The organism is Pedobacter gandavensis (genome assembly GCF_014172405.1).
Taxonomy (GTDB): Bacteria; Bacteroidota; Bacteroidia; order Sphingobacteriales; family Sphingobacteriaceae; genus Pedobacter; species Pedobacter gandavensis.
Genome location: NZ_WNXC01000008.1, coordinates 224,340 through 245,931 on the forward strand (window position 1 = coordinate 224,340; position 21,592 = coordinate 245,931).

Annotated in this window: 22 protein-coding genes; 16 read left to right on the plus strand and 6 right to left on the minus strand. The window is 39.2% G+C overall.

Going from position 1 to position 21,592, the window contains the following annotated elements; genetic code table 11:
• Positions 1-54: 54 nt before the first annotated feature.
• The 13 genes from GM920_RS19675 (at position 55) to GM920_RS19735 (ending at position 10,580) form a co-directional block, all read left to right on the plus strand.
• The gene (locus GM920_RS19675; protein ID WP_182960674.1) at positions 55-1,293 is read left to right on the plus strand and encodes a cytochrome c oxidase subunit II; all 1,239 of its coding nucleotides are present in this window, start codon (positions 55-57) and stop codon (positions 1,291-1,293) included.
• A 20-nt stretch (positions 1,294-1,313) separates the two neighbouring features.
• Positions 1,314-3,194 carry a cytochrome c oxidase subunit I gene (locus tag GM920_RS19680; protein ID WP_182960676.1) on the plus strand — a complete coding sequence of 627 codons (1,881 nt, stop codon included), beginning with the start codon at positions 1,314-1,316 and terminating at the stop codon, positions 3,192-3,194.
• Positions 3,195-3,286: 92 nt separating this feature from the next.
• The gene (locus GM920_RS19685; RefSeq protein ID WP_182960678.1) at positions 3,287-4,345 is read left to right on the plus strand and encodes a COX15/CtaA family protein; all 1,059 of its coding nucleotides are present in this window, start codon (positions 3,287-3,289) and stop codon (positions 4,343-4,345) included.
• A 14-nt stretch (positions 4,346-4,359) separates the two neighbouring features.
• Complete coding sequence (cyoE, locus tag GM920_RS19690) at positions 4,360-5,235, plus strand: heme o synthase (RefSeq protein ID WP_182960680.1); 876 nt, start codon at positions 4,360-4,362, stop codon at positions 5,233-5,235.
• 10 nt (positions 5,236-5,245) lie between these two features.
• Complete coding sequence (locus GM920_RS19695; protein ID WP_182960682.1) at positions 5,246-5,836, plus strand: cytochrome c oxidase subunit 3; 591 nt, start codon at positions 5,246-5,248, stop codon at positions 5,834-5,836.
• 30 nt (positions 5,837-5,866) lie between these two features.
• Positions 5,867-6,574: a cytochrome c oxidase subunit 3 gene (locus tag GM920_RS19700; protein ID WP_182960684.1), complete on the plus strand. Its 708-nt coding sequence runs from the start codon at positions 5,867-5,869 to the stop codon at positions 6,572-6,574.
• 19 nt (positions 6,575-6,593) lie between these two features.
• Positions 6,594-6,941, plus strand: a complete 348-nt coding sequence (locus GM920_RS19705; protein WP_182960686.1) for a cytochrome C oxidase subunit IV family protein — start codon at positions 6,594-6,596, stop codon at positions 6,939-6,941.
• Entirely contained in the window at positions 6,941-7,648 is a 708-nt protein-coding gene (locus tag GM920_RS19710; RefSeq protein WP_182960688.1) for an SCO family protein, read from the plus strand. The genes GM920_RS19705 and GM920_RS19710 overlap by 1 nt, the downstream gene beginning before the upstream one ends.
• 22 nt (positions 7,649-7,670) lie before the next feature.
• On the plus strand, positions 7,671-8,240 hold the full coding sequence (locus GM920_RS19715; RefSeq protein ID WP_182960690.1) for a DUF420 domain-containing protein: 570 nt from the start codon (positions 7,671-7,673) through the stop codon (positions 8,238-8,240).
• A 135-nt stretch (positions 8,241-8,375) separates the two neighbouring features.
• Positions 8,376-8,624, plus strand: coding sequence for a hypothetical protein (locus GM920_RS19720; protein ID WP_182960692.1), 249 nt, complete (start codon positions 8,376-8,378; stop codon positions 8,622-8,624).
• A gap of 50 nt (positions 8,625-8,674) precedes the next feature.
• Positions 8,675-9,073 (plus strand): DUF983 domain-containing protein, encoded by a 399-nt coding sequence (locus tag GM920_RS19725; protein WP_182960694.1) that lies wholly within the window; start codon positions 8,675-8,677, stop codon positions 9,071-9,073.
• Complete coding sequence (locus tag GM920_RS19730) at positions 9,070-9,732, plus strand: DUF2461 domain-containing protein (RefSeq protein ID WP_182960696.1); 663 nt, start codon at positions 9,070-9,072, stop codon at positions 9,730-9,732. Before GM920_RS19725 ends, GM920_RS19730 begins: the two co-directional genes overlap by 4 nt.
• Positions 9,733-9,737: 5 nt before the next feature.
• Positions 9,738-10,580 carry an OmpA/MotB family protein gene (locus tag GM920_RS19735; RefSeq protein ID WP_182960850.1) on the plus strand — a complete coding sequence of 281 codons (843 nt, stop codon included), beginning with the start codon at positions 9,738-9,740 and terminating at the stop codon, positions 10,578-10,580.
• Positions 10,581-10,674: 94 nt separating this feature from the next.
• Here the strand turns inward: GM920_RS19735 and rfbC are convergent, their stop codons facing one another.
• Genes rfbC through GM920_RS19750 form a run of 3 tightly spaced genes read right to left on the minus strand, consistent with a single transcriptional unit; the run spans position 10,675 to position 13,364 of the window.
• Positions 10,675-11,229: a dTDP-4-dehydrorhamnose 3,5-epimerase gene (gene rfbC, locus GM920_RS19740; protein WP_182960698.1), complete on the minus strand. Its 555-nt coding sequence runs from the start codon at positions 11,227-11,229 to the stop codon at positions 10,675-10,677.
• Between the two features lie 6 nt (positions 11,230-11,235).
• Positions 11,236-11,538, minus strand: a complete 303-nt coding sequence (locus GM920_RS19745) for a DUF4286 family protein (protein WP_182960700.1) — start codon at positions 11,536-11,538, stop codon at positions 11,236-11,238.
• 17 nt (positions 11,539-11,555) lie between these two features.
• Positions 11,556-13,364 carry a tetratricopeptide repeat protein gene (locus tag GM920_RS19750; RefSeq protein WP_182960702.1) on the minus strand — a complete coding sequence of 603 codons (1,809 nt, stop codon included), beginning with the start codon at positions 13,362-13,364 and terminating at the stop codon, positions 11,556-11,558.
• A 226-nt stretch (positions 13,365-13,590) separates the two neighbouring features.
• Here GM920_RS19750 and GM920_RS19755 point away from each other — a divergent pair, with 226 nt between their 5' ends.
• The 3 genes from GM920_RS19755 to GM920_RS19765 are packed head-to-tail and all read left to right on the plus strand — an operon-like array spanning position 13,591 to position 17,860.
• Positions 13,591-15,486, plus strand: a complete 1,896-nt coding sequence (locus GM920_RS19755; protein ID WP_182960704.1) for a S9 family peptidase — start codon at positions 13,591-13,593, stop codon at positions 15,484-15,486.
• An 11-nt stretch (positions 15,487-15,497) separates the two neighbouring features.
• Positions 15,498-17,165 carry a sensor histidine kinase gene (locus tag GM920_RS19760; protein WP_182960706.1) on the plus strand — a complete coding sequence of 556 codons (1,668 nt, stop codon included), beginning with the start codon at positions 15,498-15,500 and terminating at the stop codon, positions 17,163-17,165.
• Positions 17,166-17,170: 5 nt separating this feature from the next.
• Complete coding sequence (locus GM920_RS19765; protein WP_182960708.1) at positions 17,171-17,860, plus strand: response regulator transcription factor; 690 nt, start codon at positions 17,171-17,173, stop codon at positions 17,858-17,860.
• On the opposite strand, the gene GM920_RS19770 is transcribed toward GM920_RS19765, so the two are convergent.
• From GM920_RS19770 to GM920_RS19780, 3 genes are read right to left on the minus strand one after another with little or no spacing between them, the layout of a single operon-like run.
• Positions 17,857-18,738: a UbiA prenyltransferase family protein gene (locus GM920_RS19770; protein ID WP_182960710.1), complete on the minus strand. Its 882-nt coding sequence runs from the start codon at positions 18,736-18,738 to the stop codon at positions 17,857-17,859. The two genes, GM920_RS19765 and GM920_RS19770, sit on opposite strands and share 4 nt — an antisense overlap.
• A gap of 17 nt (positions 18,739-18,755) precedes the next feature.
• Complete coding sequence (locus GM920_RS19775) at positions 18,756-20,033, minus strand: metallophosphoesterase (protein ID WP_182960712.1); 1,278 nt, start codon at positions 20,031-20,033, stop codon at positions 18,756-18,758.
• A gap of 42 nt (positions 20,034-20,075) precedes the next feature.
• Positions 20,076-21,572, minus strand: coding sequence for a sigma 54-interacting transcriptional regulator (locus GM920_RS19780; RefSeq protein WP_182960851.1), 1,497 nt, complete (start codon positions 21,570-21,572; stop codon positions 20,076-20,078).
• Between the last annotated feature and the right edge of the window lie 20 nt (positions 21,573-21,592).

Genomic DNA, 21,592 nt, shown 5'->3' on the forward strand with positions numbered 1-21,592 from the left:
AGAGTATATAAATTAATAGTATAATAGAAGTACAGCGTTACTACTTTTAAGGAAATGAGTTTAAGAAAATTTATAAGTAACAAAACAATAGCGGCACTAGCAGTGATTCTTACTGTTTTTGCAAGCACAAGCGCATTTGCACAAGCTGCCGGCGCTGCCGCTGAGACCGTTGCCAAACCTGTTGATATGGGTCCGGTTTATAAAACGGTTATATTTTATACCATGGCATTTCTACTGGTTTGCTTATTTGTAGCGATCATTGGAAAAGCATTAAAGGTATATGAATTGACCCGTGAGGCTCAGGATCAACCGAAAGGTATCAATTGGAATACAGTAAACGGAGTTCTGTTTGCCTTGTTCCTGATCGTAGGTCTATACGGTGTTTATTGGGAATATACGGTTCATGGTAATATGATCCTTCCTGAAGCAGCTTCAGAACATGGTAAGAAAATTGATCAGATGTTTAACATCACCTTGATCATTACGACTATCGTATTTATCGCTACGCACATCATCCTATTTGTTTTTGCTTATATCTATAGAAGCACAGGAAAAAGGAAAGCATATTACTATCCACATAACAACGCTTTAGAGCGTATCTGGACAATCGTTCCTGCATTGGTTCTAACCGTATTGGTTTTGATGGGTTTCTTAACCTGGAGATCGATTTTCTACAAAATTGAAGATCCAAATAACAAACCATTGAACATTGAGATTACTTCATCTCAGTTTGCATGGGCGATCCGTTATCCTGGAGCTGATGGTATTGTTGGGGTGAAAAACTACAAGTTGATCAACTCTATTAATGCTTTAGGTATTGATTTTAAAGACAAAAACACCTTAGATGATCAGACTGCTGATGAGATGGTGATTCCTGTGAACAAACCAGTTCGTTTAATTTTGACCAGTAAGGATGTATTGCACAGTTTCTATATGCCTCACTTCAGAATTCAATTGAATACAGTACCAGGTATGACTTCTTACTTCGAGTTTACACCAACCATCACTACTGAAGAGATGAAAGTGAAAACTAACGATCCTAAATTTGCTTTCTTATTCTTATGTGCTAAAATTTGTGGTGAAGGTCACTACAAAATGCAGAAAGAAGTTAGAGTGGTTTCGCAAGCTGAGTATGAGGCATGGGTTAAAAAACAGGGAACTTATTTAACTGACGATTTGAGAAAAGAGTTTAACCTGCCAGTAGCAGCAGCACCAGCTGCAGTTGCACCCGCAGATAGTGTTAAAAAAGACACTGCTGCAGTTAAAACAAATCAATTAGCTTTAAAAAAATAATAATACTGGAATAGCACATTATGTCAACTATATCATTACACGATACACATAACCACGATAGCCATGATGATCATGGGCATCACAAAGAGACCTTCTTAACGAAGTATGTCTTTAGTCAGGATCACAAAATGATCGCTAAGCAGTTCCTGATAACAGGTATTATTATGGCTGTTATTGCGATGGGCTTATCTATCCTGTTTCGTTTGCAACTGGCATGGCCAGAGAAAAGCTTCCCTATCCTGGAAACATTTTTAGGAACTTGGGCAGAAGGCGGACGAATTAAACCGGATTTCTATCTGGCATTGGTAACAATACATGGTACCATCATGGTATTCTTTGTATTGACAGCCGGTCTGAGTGGTACATTTAGTAACTTATTGATTCCTCTTCAGATAGGGGCAAGGGATATGGCATCGCCATTCCTGAACATGTTATCTTACTGGTTCTTCTTTGGAGCATGTGTAATTATGATGAGTTCATTCTTTATCCAAACAGGTCCAGCTAGTGCGGGATGGACAATTTATCCTCCACTATCGGCTCTACCAACAGCGATTAAAGGTTCTGCATTAGGTATGACTTTATGGTTGATCAGTATGATCATGTTTGTTGCTTCATCTCTTATGGGTGGTATCAACTATGTGAGTACCGTATTGAACATGCGTACTAAAGGTATGGATCTTTGGAAAATGCCATTGACGATCTGGGCATTCTTCTTAACAGCGATCTTAGGTGTACTTTCCTTCCCGGTATTAGTAGCGGGTGTGGTACTTTTAATCTTTGACCGTAGTTTTGGTACTAGTTTTTACCTTTCTGATATTGTTATGGGTACTCAGGTATTACCTAATGAAGGTGGTTCCCCAATCCTTTGGCAACACTTATTCTGGTTCTTAGGTCACCCTGAGGTTTACATCGTAATCATGCCAGCTTTAGGTATCTCTTCAGAGGTAATTTCAGTAAACTCAAGAAAACCAATTTTCGGTTACCATGCGATGATTTATTCATTGATTGGTATCACGGTATTATCATTTATCGTTTGGGGTCACCACATGTTTGTGACGGGTATGAACCCGTTATTAGGTGGGGTATTTATGATCACCACATTGATTATTGCGGTTCCTTCTGCAGTAAAAACTTTCAACTACCTGGCTACTTTATGGAGAGGTAACATCAGATTCACTCCAGCAATGTTATTTGCGATTGGGTTAGTGTCATTCTTCATCTCTGGTGGTTTAACTGGTATTTTCTTAGGTAATGCTTCTTTGGACATTAACTTGCATGATACTTATTTCGTTGTTGCCCACTTCCACTTGGTAATGGGTTCTGCTGCGATCTTCGGTATGCTTGCTGGTGTGTACCACTGGTATCCTAAGATGTTCGGTAGAATGATGAGCAGCAAATTAGGTTACCTTCACTTCTGGTTAACTTTCATCTCAGCATACTTAGTATTCTTCCCACTTCACTTCTTAGGTTTAGATGGTGTACCTCGTCGTTACTATGCATTTACTGAGTTTGAGTTCATGCAGAAATGGTTAACCGTGAACGTATTCGTTACTTGGGCAGCTATTATCGGTGCATTGGCACAAGTAGCTTTCTTATGGAACTTCTTCTACTCGATCTTTAAAGGAAAGAAAGCACCTCAAAATCCTTGGGAGTCTAATACTTTAGAGTGGACTACACCAGTAGAACACCTTCATGGTAACTGGCCAGGAGAGATCCCAACAGTATACCGTTGGCCATATGATTATAGCAAGCCAGGTTCTGAAACGGATTTCATTCCTCAGACCGTTCCTTTCTCTCAGACGATGTCTTCTAACATGCCTCATGATTTTGAAGGTAATACAGAAGCTGAGCGTATCCAAAGAGAATGGGAAGCTAAAAACCCTGCAATAGCAGAAAAATAGATCATACATCGTATTCAAAATACACAATGGGGTATCTGCAGTAGGTAAATACTTACAACAGATGCCCCATTTTTTTTAATCCAACACCAACCATGGTTTCCAAAGCTGAAAAGAGATTTATCAGGCTTAACCTTCTCACCATTGTTATCACCTTACTGCTGATTCTGGCAGGTGGTATCGTACGAAGTACAGGTTCAGGCATGGGCTGCCCGGATTGGCCAAAATGTTTTGACCAGTATATTCCTCCAACCCATAGCTCACAATTACCTGCCAATTATAAGGACAAGTATGTTGCGGAACGTGTCGCGAAAAATGAACGTTTTGCAAAAACATTAGAAAGGATGGGAAAGGCACATCTAGCGGATAGTATCCGTCACGATGCATCCATTTTACAACCGGAAACTTTTAATGTTGCTAAAACATGGACTGAATATTTGAACCGTTTAATGGGGGCAATCACCGGTTTCTTCTTGGTAGGCTTATTGGTTTATTCCTTTTCTTATCGTAAAACAGCTACAAGGATTCTGGTATTGAGTATTTTGAACGTGATCATCGTTGGTTTTCAGGCTTGGTTAGGTTCGATTGTGGTTTCTACTAATTTGATGCCTTGGATTGTTACCGTACATATGTTACTGGCATTGGTGATTCTGGCCATATTGGTCTATACCTATAATTTTGCTAAACAGTTACATGAGCAACAAGTCGTGATCATGTCTAACATTACCTGGCTGAAAGTATTGGCTTTAGGTTCTGTAGCCTTGAGTACCATTCAGGTTGTATTGGGTACAGAGGTAAGGGAAGCGATAGATGCAATTTCAAAAAATATGATGTACAATGATCGTGGCAGCTGGGTCAGTAAAGTAGGGGACGTGTTCTCTTATCATAGAGACGTAGCGATTCTTGTTTTGATTCTTAATGTCGTGATTTATAAAATTGTAAAAGATAAGTTTAATGGTAAAGCCACAGCACTATTAGTTGGTAATGGAATTGCCATAGTTTTAATCATCCAGATTGTTACCGGCTTATTATTGTCTAACTTTGCGCTGCCGCCATATGCGCAGGCATTACACATTCTGTTTTCTACTGCATTATTCACCTTACAGTATTACCTGTATCTGCTAGTGTATAGAACAGATACTTACCATCAATAATAATTTTATATAAATTGAAACAGTTTTTAGCAGATTTTTCTAAGCTCATTAAATTCAGACTAACTTTTCTGGTTGTATTTTCCGCATCAGTTACTTTTTTAATTGGCTCTAAAGTGCCTGTCGACGGCATTAGTCAGGATATTAACTGGACAAACTGGTTGATCCTAATCGTAGGTGGATTTCTGGTTACTTCCGCTGCCAATTGCTTTAATGAAGTGATTGAAGTAGATCTGGATAAACTGATGACCCGTACTAAGGATCGTCCGATGCCTGCTGGTCATATGACTACAGGACAAGGATTGGTTTCTGGATTAGTGATGGGATTATTGGGTACCTGGTTATTGGGTAAGCTAAATATAGAAACTGGATTGCTATCCGTGTTTTCTATCTTCTTATATGCTTTTGCCTATACTCCTTTGAAAAGGAAGAGTCCGATTGCTGTATTTGTAGGTGCCATTCCAGGCGCTTTGCCGCCGCTGATTGGTTATGTTGCAGCCCATGGTAAAATTGATCAGATCGCAGTTATCTTATTCTTAATTCAGTTTGTTTGGCAGTTTCCACACTTTTGGGCTATTGCCTGGGTATTGGATGATGATTATAAAAAAGCAGGATTTAGATTGTTACCTACTACAAAGAGGGATAAGACGAGTGCTTTTATAACATTTTTAAGTACGCTGATTCTGATTCCGGTAAGCTTAATGCCTACGTTTTACGGTTTTGGTGGTTATTATATTGCAGGAGTATCTATCCTCGCCGGGCTTGTTTTTGCTGCGCTGGCGTTCAAAATGTGGATGAATTTGGACTTGGTAAGTGCGAGAAAGGTCATGTTTTGTTCTTTCTTCTACCTGCCCATTGTTCAGTTGGTTTTATTGTTTGATTTTATAGCTTAATAATTTAAATATGGTACATACGTTAAAAGAGCAGGATGTAAAATATGATGAGGTAGTCAACTCAAAGCCTAAGAAGTTTATTCTTTGGTTATTTGTAGTGTCTTCTACGATCATGTTTGGGGGCTTTACGAGTTTTTACATCGTATTTGCAGCATCAAAAGGTAAAGGTCATGGATTAGTACTTCCGGATGCCTTTATGTACAGCACATTGATTTTAATCGGGAGCAGCATCTGTCTGTTTCTTGCCGCTAAGGCTCTGAAAGCCGGAAACATTGGTTCTGAGAAAATTCTTCTTTGGGGAACTATGGCATTGGCGCTCGTTTTTGCCTATCTTCAGGTAGATGCTTGGAGCACTTTATATCAAACAGGCGCAACATTGGTGAACAATAATGCCGCGATATCTTTAATTTATATCGTTTCTGGATTTCACTTATTGCACATTTTTGGTGGACTTTGTTTCATATTGAATTGTATATTCGGTGCTTATGGTGGGATTTCAGTACCTAGGGCGAAATACAGAATGGAAATCGCCTCTATATTTTGGCATTTTATAGATATATTATGGATATATCTGTATGTTTTTTTACTTTTGAACAGTTAGATTTGTTAACAAACTATTACAATTTATAAAATGAATTCATTATCACAATTAGATCAGGTAAAAACTACTCCTTGGAGCGGAGGACGCTCGCCGTGGTCGGTAGAGTACGGTAAATTAATGATGTGGTTTTTCTTGCTATCTGATGCATTCACATTCTCGTCATTATTGGTTTATTATGGAGCGCAACGTTTCACTAAGTTAACCTGGCCAGATCCGGATTTGGTTTTCCAATCAATCCCTGGTATTAAAGATACTGGCGCGCCATTAGTGTTCGTAGGTATTATGACTTTTATCCTGATCATGAGTTCGGTTACTATGGTGTTAGCTGTAGAAGCTGGTCACAGACGTGCTAAGAAAGAAGTAATCTGGTGGATGGTTGCTACAATCATTGGTGGTTTCATGTTCTTAGGCTGTCAGGCTTTAGAGTGGACTCACTTATTCCATGAAGGATTTGGTTGGGGTAAGATTCCTCCGATGGAAACACTTCACCATTTGTTTGACGGAGAAGTTTCTACCGTATCTGCTTTACAGTTTTCAAATCTATTTTTCACGATTACAGGATTCCACGGATTTCACGTATTTACTGGAGTGCTTATCAATATCATCATCCTAATCATGACCATTAATGGTACGTTCGAAAAACGTGGACATTACCTAATGGTGGAGAAAGTTGGTTTATACTGGCACTTCGTTGATTTGGTATGGGTATTTGTATTTACATTCTTCTATTTAGTTTAATCATTCAATAAAAAATATTATGTCAGATCACGCACACACAGAGCACGGACACGGAGAACACGAAGGTTTATCCAAGAAAAAAATATGGCAAGTATTCGGTATTCTTTTACTGATCACATTAATTGAATTCTTTATTGCCCTTTGGGTATTGCCACATGGTTACATGAGTCATGGATTCGGTAACTTCGTTTACATCGCGCTTACTTTGTTGAAAGCATTTTATATTGTTGCTTACTTCATGCACTTAAAGTATGAGAAACTCGGGTTGCAATTAGCATTAACTGTATCGTTTATTTTTATTTTCTATTTTACAACACTTATGCTAATTGAAGGCGGGTATCTGCATCTTCATATGCCCCTTGTTTAATGAGTAGTTCACAAATAAAAAAAATATTAATCCTGGTCACCATTTTAGCGGTACCAGGATTTTTGTATTATTTACTACAGGAAAAAGGAAAGAACAGGTATAAACCACTCCCTGTTTTTGGCCCTAAAGAGGTGGCATCTACCTTTCATTCTGTTAAGGGTAAACAAATTCCTGACACCATTTACCACCTTGTTCCTGACTTTAAGTTAGTCAATCAAAATGCCGATAGCATCAGCTGGAAAAACTACGAAGGAAAGATCCTGGTATTAAATTTATTTTATACCACTGGAAATTCCGGAGCGGTAAGTTTTGCCAATAAGGCGATGAAGGCTTTCGAAACCACTTATGATCATAATAAGACGGTTAACTTTGTTGGGATTACGATAGATCCTACACGGGATACACCTGAGGTACTGTCAAAATATGCACAGACACTGGATGCAAAGCCGGGGAAATGGGATTTACTAACAGGTGATAGTACGACGATTTATAGTTTATTGAATAAGGGACTATTTATCGATGCACATCAGGAAATCGCTGCTGGAGATCGCAAATTCGTTTATAGTAATATGTTCGTTTTACTTGACCCTCAACGTCGCATTCGTGGGTATTATCCAGCCAGCAGTCAGGAAGCACTTTCTCAGCTGAATGATGAGATCAAGGTATTGATCACAGAAGAATTAAGAAACAATAAAGACGGAAGGTAAACCTTTCAAAATACCAATTAAGATGAATAATGATAAGTTTTTTCTAAGACTAATTTGGATCGTAACGGCCGTTGTACTAACTGTTGTGATTGCTTTAAAACTAGTTCCACCTCCAAGTAATAAACCTGCTTTCATTTATTTGTTACCTCATATTATTGGGGGCATCAATGCGACTTGTTCAGTTTTACTGATTGTGTCCTTGATCTTCATTAAAAAGGGGAACATTAAAGCGCACAAAATAACGAACATTGTTACCTTTCTTTTATCGGCTATATTCCTGATTTTCTATATTCTATTTCATTTGTATGAGAAGGATACTAAGTTTGGTGATATTGACCATAATGGTATTTTATCAGCTGCAGAACTGGCAGCCGTTGGAAGCACCAGGTACATCTATTTCTTTATTTTAGCGACGCATATTATCCTTGCAGTGGTGGTATTGCCCTTAATCCTGGTGAGTTTTTACAGGGGATTAACGATGCAGGTTGCACTTCATAGGAAGATCGTTCGCTGGTCTTACCCGGTGTGGTTATACGTAGCAGTAACGGGGGTTATTGTTTATTTGATGATCTCTCCTTATTACAATTTTTAGTCGGGTTATTTACAATTAACTCTTGTACAAATAACAAAAAAGGTTGCTGAATTCGAATTCAGCAACCTTTTTTATGTGATATTTTTTACAATAGCAATTGCCTTATTCTTAGCGTTCTTTCTCTATATTTGTAGGATGAAAAAGATAGTTTTTATCTTCCTTTTTATGGTCACCTTGTTGATCTCTATTGTGCCGGCAGCAAATGCACAATGTGCCATGTGTACTGTAAGTGCAGAGCAAAGTGTGAAAAACGGGAATACACAAGGAAATGGCCTGAACTCAGGAATCCTTTACCTATTGGCAATTCCTTATTTGTTAATTACTGGAATGGGCATTCTTTGGTATGTTAAGTTTCGTAAGAAAAATACAGAAGAAGTCGCTTAATATTTTCGAAATTATTCCCGCTCATCGCCTGTTGCGATTTACTGATCTTTATGAAGAAAACATCAAAATTGTACGCAGTTGTGCATGGTAAATGCCCACAATGTCGCAGAGGCGATATTTTCAGTGGGAGCATGTATGGTTTTAATATTCAACGAACCAACACCAATTGTAGCCATTGTGGTTTCCGATTTGAGATTGAACCGGGATATTTTTATGCGGCTATGTATGTAAGTTATGCAATGAATTGTGCAGAAATGATCAGTTTGGGTGTTGCAGCTTATGTGTTATCCGGCGGTTGGTTAGATTACGATTCTTTCTGGATGTATATTACTGTCATCTTTACCGGGTGTTTAATTTTAGCACCTTTTAACTATCGTTATTCGCGTGTGATGTTATTACATTTTCTATCCCCCAAAATAAAGTACAAACCAGCCTACGATAAACCATGATTAAACCAGAAACATTTGCTTTTATCACCGATGTGGCCCGAAATAACAATCGGGAATGGTTTGGGGAGAACAAAGCAAGATATGAAAGCGCAAAGGAAGATGTATTGGCCTTTGTAGCGCAATTAATTCCTGTCCTGGCAGGAATAGACCCTCATTTTTCTATAGACACCCCAGCAAAGAAATGTTTGCTGCGTATTTACAGGGATGTGCGGTTCAGTAAGAATAAAGATCCCTATAAGAACAATTTCGGAATTTCCTTTAATATAAAGGGCAGTGGTATTCATGGCCCGGGATATTATCTTCACCTTCAACCTGGAGAATGCTTTTTAGGTGCGGGTTTCTGGATGCCAGAAGCTCAGGTACTAAAAAAGATCAGGGAAGAGATCGATTACAATAGCTCGGAATTTTTGGACATTATTCATGCTAAAAGTTTTGAAAATACGTTTAAGCTAAGTACGGAAGATACTTTGAAAAATGCGCCGAAGGGTTATGAGCTCGATCACCCTCAGATCGAATTTTTGAAACTGAAGAGCTTTATTGCGGTTTATCCTTTATCGGATAAGGCGTTTTTACAACCGGGGATTGTGGACCAATTGAAAACAGCCTTCGAAAGTGTATATCCGTTTATATTATTTTTGAGAAATGCCGTAGCGCAATAATTATGATGAGAAGAATTGCTTTGTTTTTATTTGTTGGATTGTTTGCTTGCGCATTCAGTGCCTGTGTGGTTTTATCGCCACAAAAATATAAGGCCTTATTGGCGAAACAAGATTCGTTGAGTACTGGTTTAGATCAGTCTCAATTGAAAAATGAATATCTGGAAGATTTGATCGCCAGATTAAAAAAGGATACGACCGGGCTTAGTGCCTCATTAAATGACCTGAGGGGGAAGTATTCTGAAATCGATAACAATTATGCCAAGTTAAAGGATAATAGCTCTACAGAGATCAATAAGCTGTCTCAGGACCTTAAAAAACGTGAGCAGCGTCTGAAAGAAGTGGAAGAGATTTTGCGTAAACGTGACGAAGCAACCAATCAATTGAAAGAAAAGCTGCAACAAGCTTTATTGGGCTTTACAAAAAGCGGTTTAACGGTAGAGATTAAAAACGGAAAAGTATATGTGTCCTTAATGGATAAATTATTGTTTCCTTCTGGTAGTATTGTGATTGATGAAAAAGGGAAACAAGCATTGACACAACTGGCAACTGTATTGAAGGAGCAACCAGAGATTAATATTGCGGTTGAAGGGCATACAGACTCTCAAAAGATCAGCAACCTTGGGCAGATCAAGGACAACTGGGATTTGAGCGTATTGAGGTCAACTTCTGTCGTCCGGTACCTGACTGAGGTCGCTAAAGTAGAAGGGGTAAGAATGACAGCCACTGGAAAAGGAGAGTTTCAGCCCTTGGCATTAAATACCAATGCGGATGGAAGAAGTAGAAACCGTAGAATAGAAATCGTACTTTCTCCAAAATTGGATGAGTTGTATAACCTGATTAAACAATAATATAGGTGTTTAAAACACAAAGCCCGTCAGGATGATCTCCTAACGGGCTTTGTGTTTTTATGGAATTTCTTCTGTTAAAAAAGAGTTTTTTCTCTTAAAATGGGCTGCTAAAATCTTTGAAAGCAGGTAATACCAGGTCTTTATCAGAAAGTAAAAGATCTTCCAGGGGAATGTCTTTACTCCAATTGATGTTTAATTCTGAATCATTCCAGATCACGCCTATTTCTGATTCCTTATCGTAGTAATTACTTACTTTATAAGTGAAAATCGTCTGATCTTCTAAGGTTAAGAAGCCATGTAAAAAGCCTGGTGGTACCCAAAGTTGTCTATGGTTCTCTCCACTTAACTCTATGGTAAAATGTTGGCCGTAAGTAGCAGAGTCTTTTCTGATGTCTACTGCGACGTCTAATACTTTACCCTGGATCACTCGTACGAGTTTTCCCTGGGCGAAAGGAGCTTTTTGGGCATGTAGGCCACGTAAAGTACCCTTCTGAGAGAAAGATTGATTGTCCTGAACGAAGTTGACATTCACGCCGGCTTCTGAAAGGGTTTTTGCATTGAAACTTTCATAGAAATAGCCACGGTTGTCATTCCAGACTTTAGGCTCTATGATCAGCAGATCAGCAATAGGGGTTTCTAAAATATTCATATATGATTAATCGATGATTTCCATTAATGTTCGAAAAGCAACAAGTTGATTTTCGAATCTTAGGGTAACTTCCGCCTGTAAAGCTGGTGCGAAGTTTTCCTGATAATCCAGGTAAGCGTCCATGTCATCTACCGCATATTGCGCACAATAAGTAACGCCTTCATTTGGAGAGTCTACTACTTTAAGCAAACGGTGGGAAGCAAATTTCCCTGTGGCCATTACAGCTGGAATATGTGATTCCTGCATCCATTGCAACCAGCGATCTGCTGCTGCATCTTCAATTATTGAGGTAACATTGTATACTAACATTTTGCAAAGATAGGATATTATGTACCAATAATATCCCCGCGAAGTTTTCTAAAACGTTTGCGTGCTTCTGTGGTGTACATACTGCCAGGATAATCGTTGATGAGCTTCTGATAGACGGCTTTAGCTTGCTCGGTATCTTTCAGGTTATTTTCATAAAGACCGCCAAGAATGAACAAAGCATCGTCTGCCCAGATACTGGTGCCATGTTTTTCAGTCAGGAGTTTTAATACTTCGATTGCCTTATTAATTTCGTTGTCCTTTATCCATATTTTAGATTTCGCCATCAATATGTCGTCCTGTAAACTATTGTTTGGAAATGTGATCTCGATGCTGTCTAATTTGACCATTGCCTGGGAGGAAAGGTTTCTAAACTGCAGCATTTCTGCATCTGCGTACATTTTTAAAGCACTGCTGTCTGTTGGGGACTGTAAGTTGTCTGAGATGAGCAGGCTGAGGTTGAGCGCATCATTGGCAATTAGCTGGGAAGTGGAAGCTTTGAGGACATCCGCTTGTGATTTTGCATAAGCGAAATTACCCTGATAGTAGGATAACCTGGCCGAACGGTATCGCGCTTCATTGCCGATCGCCTGGTTTTCGAATTGTTTCGCTACCTGTTCATAAATAAGAATAGCTTCCCAAGGTTGTTGTGTTAAGATATAAAGATCTCCGAGTTCTAGTTTAAGCTGTCCAAGGTCTGTTAGCGAGAGGCCGGGGATTTTAATGGCTTCTTCTAGTGCCTTTTCGGCGGTTTCTAATTGATTTAGATAGTAAGCCTGTAGGTTAATCCATTTTTTTAGGGCGAAAACAGTTAGTGGCGTTTTGCCATATTCATCAAGAATAGATTGGTAGGCTGCTGCCAGTTCTGTAATCGCATTCTTATCATATTTCCCGGCAATTAAGAGTTCATATCGGGTATTAATGAGTTCCACCTTTGCAGGAAGGTAATAGGTGTTTTCTTTTCCTTTTAGTAACAGGTATTCATAAGCTTTAATTGCTACTGTATAGGCCTGATTGCTGAGAAAAGTATTTGCAGCCTGGTAAAGAATTCCTCCATCATCTTTGATTCGCTTATCCTGGGCAATCAATTGCCTCAATGCCATTTCATATTCCTGCTGCTGGAGGTATTGCCAGATGAGCAATTTAGTATAGATTTCTATTTGTGGTTCTTTTTGGATTTTCTTTAATAACGCTCCTTGTAGTAGTTGGTAGTCGCTGTTTTCTTCAAATATGGTAGAAAAAACACTTTCTGCTTGTGGCAGGAGTTGTGGCATTTCGGGTAAGGCATCCAGGTATTCCTGAATGAGCATTTGTTTGTCTTTTTTATATCGATAGATACTCAATAGCTCAAAAGTGAAGGGCTTATTGCTTTTTAAAAGTTTCCTTCCTTGCTGGAAAGCAGTAATGGCAAGATCATAGGCTTGGAAGTTGTAAAATTGGGTGGCAATTTCTCTGATTTTGAACTCATCGGCAGGAAGATTACTGAGGGCTTCCATGTACTGTTTATTGGCTTCCTGGGCTTGTCCTTTTTCCTGAAATAACCGGCCAAGTGCAATGCTATAGGTCAGATTCTTAGGATTTTGCTTTAAGTTCTTCCTGACTAGTTTTTCTGCTTCTTCAAATTTCTTGATTTTTAAAAGGCTGCTGAAATACAGTTCAAAATAAGTTTCATTTTTGTTCTTATTGTAGAGCTTTTCGAATAGAATGGAGGCTTCCTGAAATTGTCCTTGTTGGTAATACTGGTAAGCGAGTGCATCATCAGTATGATCTTGTGCAGCACATAAGAATCGGAGCAGGCAAAAGGTACAGACTAAAACTAATTTCTTCATGGAGGGAGTAACAAACAGGAATCTAAAAATAACGATTTAAATAAGAATGTAGCATGTCATGTGACAAGATTAATACCCAGGGGTATTTTAAATGTTACTAATTTATATTTTCATAGCCCGAAAAAGTATTTATATTCATCAGTTGCGGAAATGTAATAGTAACAATATTGGTGTATATCTGCTATAGACAGGTTGGGTTCCGTAGCTTTGTTAGCGATAAAATAATATGATGAGATATAAAAGATACTTTTTCCTGTTTTTAATATCTCTTGCTTTTGCTTGTCAGCCGAAGGGGGAAGGGGAACGAATTATTCCCCTGGATGATTTCTTTAAATCGCAGGACAGGATGACGTATCGGGTGTCCCCGGATGGATTAAATCTTTCTTATTTGAAGTTAGAGGGACAAAGTTTAAACCTTTACATAGAAGATATTGCTTCCGGAAAAGCGACGAAGATTACGCATCTGGAGGATAAAAATATTGTGTTTTACTTTTGGCTGAGTAATAACGAACTGATTTATTATAAAGAAGTGGATGCTGCGAAAAGGCGTTCAGATATTTTCATAATTAATAAGGAGGGTGCGAATGAGCGTCAGCTGAGTAGTAATGAAAAAAGTAGGATGCGTGTGATCGAGGATCAGCTGATTGATGATAAGTACCTGCTGATTTCTTCTAATAAAAGAGATTCTACGGTTTTTGATGTTTACCGGTTAAATGTGCGGAATGGTGGGATGGAAATGGTGGCAAGAAATCCGGGAAACATTAGCGATTGGCGTACAGATTCTGAGGGTAAGTTAAGACTTGCGGTAAGTACAGATGGTGCAAATACGACGATGTTGTACCGGGCACAGGAGAGCCAGCCTTTTAAACCGATCATGACCAATAATTTTACGACTGTATTCAGGCCTATTGCTTTTAAACACGATCGTCCGAATATTATTTACGCAATTTCTAGTGTAAACAGAGATAAAAGTGCTTTGGTAGAGGTAGATTGTAATACTGGGAAAGAGCTTAAAGTTCTTTTTGGGAATGATTCTCTAAACATTACCGATGCGCAGTATTCCAGAAAAAAGCAGCAGTTATCTTTCGTGATTTATGAAACCTGGAAAAAGGAAAAGCATTATATGGATGAGTCCATAAAATCCCTTTATGAAGATCTGGATAAACTTTTGCCGAAAACCGAAACTAGAATTCTAGACCGTGATCAGGCTGAAAATGTATTCGTTTTACGAACTTTTACCGATCGGAATCCGGGGTCTTATTACCTTTATTTTGCGAACAAGCGTAAACTTAAAAAGTTAAGCGATTTTAATCCTTCCATTAAACAGGAGGAGATGAGTGAGATGAAACCAGTTAGTTTTCAGTCGAGGGATAACCTTAAAATAAACGGCTACCTGACTTTGCCGCTCCATGTGAAACCAGAACACCTACCCGTGGTGGTTCTCCCTCATGATGGCCCGGTAGACCGGAATCTATGGGGATACAATGCAGAAGTTCAGTTTCTGGTGAACAGGGGTTATGCCGTGTTCCAGGTCAATTATAGAGGCTCTTCCGGTTATGGGAAAGCATTTATGGCCGCTGGATTTAAACAATGGGGTGGGAAAATTCAGGACGATATCAATGATGGTGTAAAATGGCTAATTGAGAAAAACATTGCGGACCCGAAACGCATTGGCATTTATGGGGCTGGATTTGGGGGTAACATTGCACTGAACAGTGCCTATCTGAATCCCGGAATGTATGCTTGTGCCGCTTCGAACTCTGGTGTCATCAATCTTTTTGCCTATTTAAAGTCTATTCCGCCATTCCTGAAGAACAGCTTACAGATGTATTACGAGATTGTAGGAGATCCGTTAACTGATGCTGATCAGATGCGTAAGGCCTCTCCATTATTTCAGACTGATAAGATCAATACCCCTGTATTTATCTCTCAGAACGTAAAAGATCCAAATGCAAATGCTGCTGAGACTTTACAATTTGTGAAAAACCTCAAAAAGAGAAATGTGAATGTGACTTACCTGGAGAATGAAGGGATTGTATTTCCGACTAAAAATCTGGAAAGCAGGCACCAATTTTATACTGCTCTTGAACAATTTTTAGAAATCAACCTTAAAAACAGGTAAATTCGGATCGCATGATCTCAGAAAAAAAAACAGGTTATCGTAAGAACTTTTCATTAATCCTTACATTCATCGTACTGATGTCTGTACTGTTTTCGCTGTCTTTGTATCTCGCTTACAACTTTAGTAAGAAATACATAGAGGGTGAGTTTGTGTCTGAGAAAGTGAATGTCCTGGAGCAAACAATTAAACCTTATAATGATTTCTTTCAGAAGAAGCTACCCGAAGTTTCTTATTACAATGGCTACCTCGATTCCGCTACTGCGGCTAGCTTTGTAGACACGGTATTACTGGAATATCCTTTTGTATCCAGGGTCGTTTTTTACGACTCTGAAGTCAAAAACACACCTGTTAGCGATGGATTAAATACTGGGAAATTTTCCTTTGGGCCTAAAGATATTTATCAGTTTGGAAGTCTGATTCCATCGGATTCTGTACGACTTTTTTCTAGGGCTAATACCCGTAATTTTATTGTGGGTGATGATTTTAATGCATTGGCATTGAAGTTGGCTTCTTATATCGAAAGTTTGGATACCAATAAAGTCCCTAGTCAGGACGAACTATTTAGTAACTTTAGTAATGTTCGTTCCAATAAAATTACCTACTTAAATATCCCAAGAATAGAAGATCTGAAGATGTATAAGCGGATGCTTAGGGCTACACTAAATCCACAACCCGTATATCAACAGGATATGCTCTCCTTTCACCTGGATCCTTATAAGCTTAAAATCATCAATTCAAGGCCGCTATTGTACCAATACATAAAGATTCAACCCTCCACTTATGATCCTTTAGATACTTCTGAAACCTACTTGAGCACGGAAATTACCTTGCCAGGTGCTTTTTCAGATTATAAGCTCTACTTCCTTTCTTCAAAATCATTTGTAGACCGTGAAATCCTCAGTTATTTTTTACCTATTGCCGCGGCTATATTAGTCTTTTACGGGATTGTGGTGCTGGTTGCCTACCTGATTTACAGAAATCTGAATATAAACCAGCGCATGTTCAAATTGCAATATGATTTTGTAAACAACCTGACGCATGAGTTTAAAACGCCCGTCAGTGTGATAAAAATAGCTGGGAATAATATCAAAAGTGCGACTTCGCTGACGGATAGAGAGTTGAAACTCTATGGCAAAATACTGGATGAAGAAGCCGATAAGCTGAATGGCTTAATGAATAAATTATTGGCTTTCACGCAAATAGAAAATAAGGCAATTCAGCTCAACCGGGATGAGATCTATATTGAGGATTTTATAGAAAGTACGGTAGAGTCGCATAAATTGAAGCATCCTGATTTCGACTTTACCTACGAGGTGAGTGGATTTAGCACATTTGTGACCGATCCTGTACTTTTAGGCAGTCTTTTTGATAACCTTGCAGAGAATGCTTATAAATATTCTCCGCCAGAACGGAAAAAACTACACATCAGTGCCCGTCTGATTAAAGGAAGGGTGGTGTTTAGGTTTACCGATCATGGGATAGGCATTCCTTCCTCCGAAATTAATAATATCTTTAAGAAGTTTTTCCGCATTCAGAACCAGTACAACCAGAATGGAAGTGTTGGCTTGGGCTTGGCTTTCTGTAAGGAACTTGTTAATTTTATGAAGGGTGAGATTACGGTGAAAAGCAGGGTGAATAAAGGAACAGAATTTAAAATTGTACTACCATATAACGATTAGAAAGTATGTCTAAGGGAATTAAAATATTAATAGTTGAAGATGATGAGAACCTAAGGTTTTTAGTGGTCCACCGTTTAAAAGCAGAAGGATATGAAGTTCTGGAGGCTGGCGATGGCGAGACTGCAGAAAAGATGATTTTGGCAGAAAAACCAGATATTGTTTTATTAGACTGGATGTTGCCTGGTAAACAAGGATCTGAGGTTTGTGAAGCAGTTCGTAAACAAGGTTTTGAAAATCTGATCATCATGATGACTGCTAAAGCACAGGATGTAGATAAGATTGATGCCTATAATTTTGGTGTTTCTGACTATGTCACTAAACCTTTTAATATGGATGTACTGGTTGCTATGTTGGACAATAAAGTGAAATTTTTATTGAACAATGATCGTTCAGAGATCCATCGTTTTGGAAATATGGAACATCATCCAAATATTCACACCTTGTTCAGGAATGAAAAGAAAATAGAGCTGACTATTCTAGAAAATAGGATTTTACTTTATTTCTTAAGAAATCCGAATAAAGTGATCAATCGTGACGAGTTGATGTTGGTGGTTTGGGGTTATAACTCAGATGTCAATACCAGAACATTAGACATGCATATCGTACGTTTGCGTAAAAAGATCGAACTTAATCCTGATAATCCTCAGCTGTTACAGACGGTAAGAGGAGTAGGGTATCGTTTCAATCCTGCTTAGAAAAATAGGTGTAGCAGTACCAATAAAAGGTACTGCAATAACATCATCCCGTCTAAATACAGAAAATAATAGTATTCATTTTTCTCCGTATTTGATTTATAGATTAACCAACCTGTTAACCCGATGGTAACCGTTAGCGAAATTACCTCAAGGTTGACAGTTTGCCGGAATAAGACCAGTAACAGCAGGTATCCTCCAAGTAGAAATTGACAAAATAGAAAAGCCTTTTTATCTCCTAATAGGGCAGGGATTGTTTTCAGCATCACAATTTTATTCTGAAATAGATCTCTAACATCAAAAGGAACAGTGATTGCTGCAATAAATAAAAAGCGCATAGCGACTAAGAGTAGCGTCTCACCAGTAGAGATATTGAGCAGATGATTGTGTTCGGTCTCTACAATAGGAAGAAGGACACAGCTTATTGACCATATGAAAGCAACCAGGAAGAGCTTAATCAGGGGAATGTTTTTCAAACCTATTTTTTGCCCTCCCAGTGTTAAAAACGGAAGGTTATAGCTGATGGCCAATGCCCCGGTAAATAACATCAACAATTTCCCTTCAATACTTAAATAAAGCAATCCTAGTGGGATAAGGCAAAGCGCAGAGATCAGCGTGATGGAAATAATTAACCGATGGTGTGAAAAGATCCAACGGACCCTCATCAATGGAGAATTTGCAGGATCTTTTGGTTTAGACAGCAGCATGCTGAAATTGTACAGTCCTAAGGTCCCAAAAAAGATAATCGCAAGAATATATTTATCGGGTTGAATTCCGAGTAAATAATAAGTAACCAGGCCTTGGGCAACTGCACAAATGGCAATAAATAAATTGCTGAACAGCAAAAAATCAAGACTGGATAACAGTACTTTTTTTACCATATGGGTTGGAAGCTTAGCTAGGCACGTTTCAACTCAAATATCGTGATTTCTGGTAGAATTCCAACCCTTCCAGGATAGCCAAGGAAGCCATATCCCACATTCACATAGAGTTGCTGTTGCGCTTCCTGGTATAGACCAGCCCATTCGTTATAGATATATTGCACCGGACTCCACTGAAAATCTTCTGTTCTCACACCAAATTGCATTCCATGGGTATGGCCGCTGAACATGGCGTCTATCTGCGGATATTTAGGCAATACTTCTGCTCTCCAATGAGAAGGATCGTGCGATAACAGGAGCTTAACAGGGAGGTCGTCTGTATCTTTTGTGGCCAGATCCATTCTTCCGTATTTCGGAAATCTTCCGGTACCCCAGTTTTCGATGCCCAGAATCCCGATTTCTTCTCCGTTTACTTTGAGGCGTCGATGTGTATTCATTAACAGGTCCCAGCCCATTCTTTCATGAGTTTTGATCACCTCCTGCAGGTTTTTAGTTTTGATAGCAGAAGGTTCCTTTCCAAAGCGATACTCACCATAATCGTGGTTACCTAATACAGAGTAAACCCCTAGCGGTGCTTTCACTTTTTTAAAGATATCCTGATAATCTCTCATCTCTGTGGCCATGTCATTTACCAAATCTCCGGTAAAAAATACCACATCTGGTTTTTCTGCCATCAGCATTTCCACGCCTCCCAAAACGGCCCTTGGATCGTAAAAACTTCCGGAGTGGATGTCGGAGATCTGTCCCAATTTCATGCCATCAAATGAAGCAGGAAGGTTTGGGAGCAGCAGTGTGCGACGGATAATCTTATAGTCGTAAGCCCCTTTAACGATGCCCCAGCTTAAAGAGGTTAAAGGGATGGCTGCTGTAATCAGTCCGGCTTTTACTAGAAAAGAAGAGCGGCTGATGGGCTCAGCGTGTGATGGCTGTGTAATGGTTTCTGGAAGTGCCGGGTCAATCAATTGTCCTGTTTTCGGTTTTGTAGGCCTCGACAACTTCATGATAAACCTTCTCAAGTCATCTATGACCAAAAATGGAAGTAGGACTAACTTACAGGCAACCGTCAGGAAATAGGCGACTAAAATTACCGATTTAAGGCTTAAAAACAGGTTTGCATAAAAGGTACTGAAGACACCAATGAGCAGTACAAAGGTATAGCCCCACCAGAGGATGGTAAACAATTTTCGCGTTCCTGGTTTCCATTTTTTGAAAACGCTAAGAATGGCACGAAAACAGTAATAATCGAATGCCAACAGTAAGACTGATAAAAATATAAAGACGGGTAATCGGCCCATTAGGTTGTTATAAGGGTTATTTATTGTGTAATTAAAATTGTTTTACCTGAAGTCCATGTCATCTTCTTCCTCATCCGGACTGGTATTAAACAGGCTGTCGAACATATCAGAAAATCCAAATCCACTTAACAGGTATTTTTTATTGAGCTGTGAGTATTCCGCTAGCCCGTGCAATGTAAATTCCATCATCAACAAGCTCTGATTAGCGCTCAGTTTCGGATGAAACTGTTTCACCAATTCGCTTAATCCATCTACCTGCATCAATTCCTTTTTGTACTTAGCGAGGGTCAGCTGATCTGAAATGTCCAGCGTATTTCCTTCCGTAAACCATTCTGTGATGCGGAAGTACGGATTAGCAGACTTGCTCTTTTTTGCTTTCTCCGGATCCGGAAAATAGCGGTTGAACAGCGATTTTATGGCTTTACCGATTAATGTATGTGCTACTTTTGCCGGACCTTCCAATTCTCCTTCATATACCAGTTCGATTTTTCCGGTAATGGCGGGGGTAATTCCTACTAAATCGGATAGTCGTACAAAAGTGTTTTTTTCCTTATTGATGAGCATTCTTCGCTCTGCGGTGCTGATCAGGTTTTCATAAGCAGAGATTGTTAATCTGGCGGAGACACCAGATTTCTGATCGATAAATTCACTTTTTCTGGCTTCAAAAGCGACTTGTTCTACCAGGTCTTTTATCAGTCCGTCTGCTTCTACAGTCTCTTTTTGTTCGACGGTTATTTTCGCTTCCTGAGCGGTAATCTCTCTGGAAATGGCAATTGTTTTTGGGTAATGTGTAAGAATCTGACTTTCGATACGGTCTTTTAAAGGCGTTACAATCGAGCCTCTATTGGTATAATCTTCCGGGTTAGCGGTAAATACAAACTGTACATCTAGCGGCAATCTCAATTTAAATCCCCTGATTTGGATGTCTTTTTCCTGGAGCATATTGAATAAAGCCACCTGAATTCTGGCTTGTAAATCTGGTAGCTCATTGATTACAAAAATACTGCGGTGTGCCCTTGGAATCAGTCCGAAGTGAATTACACGTTCATCATTATAGGTCAATTTAAGTGTGGCAGCTTTGATTGGGTCCACATCTCCGATTAAATCGGCAACAGTAACATCCGGGGTGGCTAGCTTTTCCGTGTAGCGCTCGCTACGGTGTTGCCAGCTGATTGGCGTATCATCTCCGTGTAGGCTCATCTCATGTTTTGCATACCATGAAATCGGATTCAGGGGGTCATCAAAAATCTCACTTCCGGCAACATAAGGAATATATTCATCCAATAGGTTCACCATCAGGCGGGCAATTCTTGTCTTTGCCTGGCCTCTTAAACCTAACAATAGGATATTATGTCTGGAAAGGATGGCCGTTTGAAGCTCGGGAATAACCGTTTCATCATAGCCTAAAATCCCTTCGAATCCTGCCTCATTGCTTTGCAGCTGGCTGATTAGGTTTTTGCGAAGTTCGTCTTTTACGGCAAGCGACTTATAATTTGAGGCCTTTAATTGGCCAAGGGTTTTTATCGTGATGTGATCCATGTGATGTCTTCGTGTTGAGG

What these genes read in the sequence shown, in the direction of transcription:
- GM920_RS19720 (WP_182960692.1), top strand. Translation starts at nt 8,376, where the DNA reads ATGAAAAAGATAGTTTTTATCTTCCTTTTTATGGTCACCTTGTTGATC.
- GM920_RS19715 (WP_182960690.1), top strand. Translation starts at nt 7,671, where the DNA reads ATGAATAATGATAAGTTTTTTCTAAGACTAATTTGGATCGTAACGGCC.
- GM920_RS19775 (WP_182960712.1), bottom strand. Translation starts at nt 20,033, where the DNA reads ATGGGCCGATTACCCGTCTTTATATTTTTATCAGTCTTACTGTTGGCA.
- GM920_RS19765 (WP_182960708.1), top strand. Translation starts at nt 17,171, where the DNA reads ATGTCTAAGGGAATTAAAATATTAATAGTTGAAGATGATGAGAACCTA.
- GM920_RS19700 (WP_182960684.1), top strand. Translation starts at nt 5,867, where the DNA reads ATGAATTCATTATCACAATTAGATCAGGTAAAAACTACTCCTTGGAGC.
- GM920_RS19680 (WP_182960676.1), top strand. Translation starts at nt 1,314, where the DNA reads ATGTCAACTATATCATTACACGATACACATAACCACGATAGCCATGAT.
- GM920_RS19730 (WP_182960696.1), top strand. Translation starts at nt 9,070, where the DNA reads ATGATTAAACCAGAAACATTTGCTTTTATCACCGATGTGGCCCGAAAT.
- GM920_RS19675 (WP_182960674.1), top strand. Translation starts at nt 55, where the DNA reads ATGAGTTTAAGAAAATTTATAAGTAACAAAACAATAGCGGCACTAGCA.
- GM920_RS19735 (WP_182960850.1), top strand. Translation starts at nt 9,738, where the DNA reads ATGAGAAGAATTGCTTTGTTTTTATTTGTTGGATTGTTTGCTTGCGCA.
- GM920_RS19725 (WP_182960694.1), top strand. Translation starts at nt 8,675, where the DNA reads ATGAAGAAAACATCAAAATTGTACGCAGTTGTGCATGGTAAATGCCCA.
- GM920_RS19710 (WP_182960688.1), top strand. Translation starts at nt 6,941, where the DNA reads ATGAGTAGTTCACAAATAAAAAAAATATTAATCCTGGTCACCATTTTA.
- GM920_RS19705 (WP_182960686.1), top strand. Translation starts at nt 6,594, where the DNA reads ATGTCAGATCACGCACACACAGAGCACGGACACGGAGAACACGAAGGT.
- GM920_RS19695 (WP_182960682.1), top strand. Translation starts at nt 5,246, where the DNA reads ATGGTACATACGTTAAAAGAGCAGGATGTAAAATATGATGAGGTAGTC.
- GM920_RS19755 (WP_182960704.1), top strand. Translation starts at nt 13,591, where the DNA reads ATGATGAGATATAAAAGATACTTTTTCCTGTTTTTAATATCTCTTGCT.
- GM920_RS19685 (WP_182960678.1), top strand. Translation starts at nt 3,287, where the DNA reads ATGGTTTCCAAAGCTGAAAAGAGATTTATCAGGCTTAACCTTCTCACC.
- GM920_RS19760 (WP_182960706.1), top strand. Translation starts at nt 15,498, where the DNA reads ATGATCTCAGAAAAAAAAACAGGTTATCGTAAGAACTTTTCATTAATC.
- GM920_RS19750 (WP_182960702.1), bottom strand. Translation starts at nt 13,364, where the DNA reads ATGAAGAAATTAGTTTTAGTCTGTACCTTTTGCCTGCTCCGATTCTTA.
- GM920_RS19745 (WP_182960700.1), bottom strand. Translation starts at nt 11,538, where the DNA reads ATGTTAGTATACAATGTTACCTCAATAATTGAAGATGCAGCAGCAGAT.
- rfbC (WP_182960698.1), bottom strand. Translation starts at nt 11,229, where the DNA reads ATGAATATTTTAGAAACCCCTATTGCTGATCTGCTGATCATAGAGCCT.
- GM920_RS19780 (WP_182960851.1), bottom strand. Translation starts at nt 21,572, where the DNA reads ATGGATCACATCACGATAAAAACCCTTGGCCAATTAAAGGCCTCAAAT.
- GM920_RS19770 (WP_182960710.1), bottom strand. Translation starts at nt 18,738, where the DNA reads ATGGTAAAAAAAGTACTGTTATCCAGTCTTGATTTTTTGCTGTTCAGC.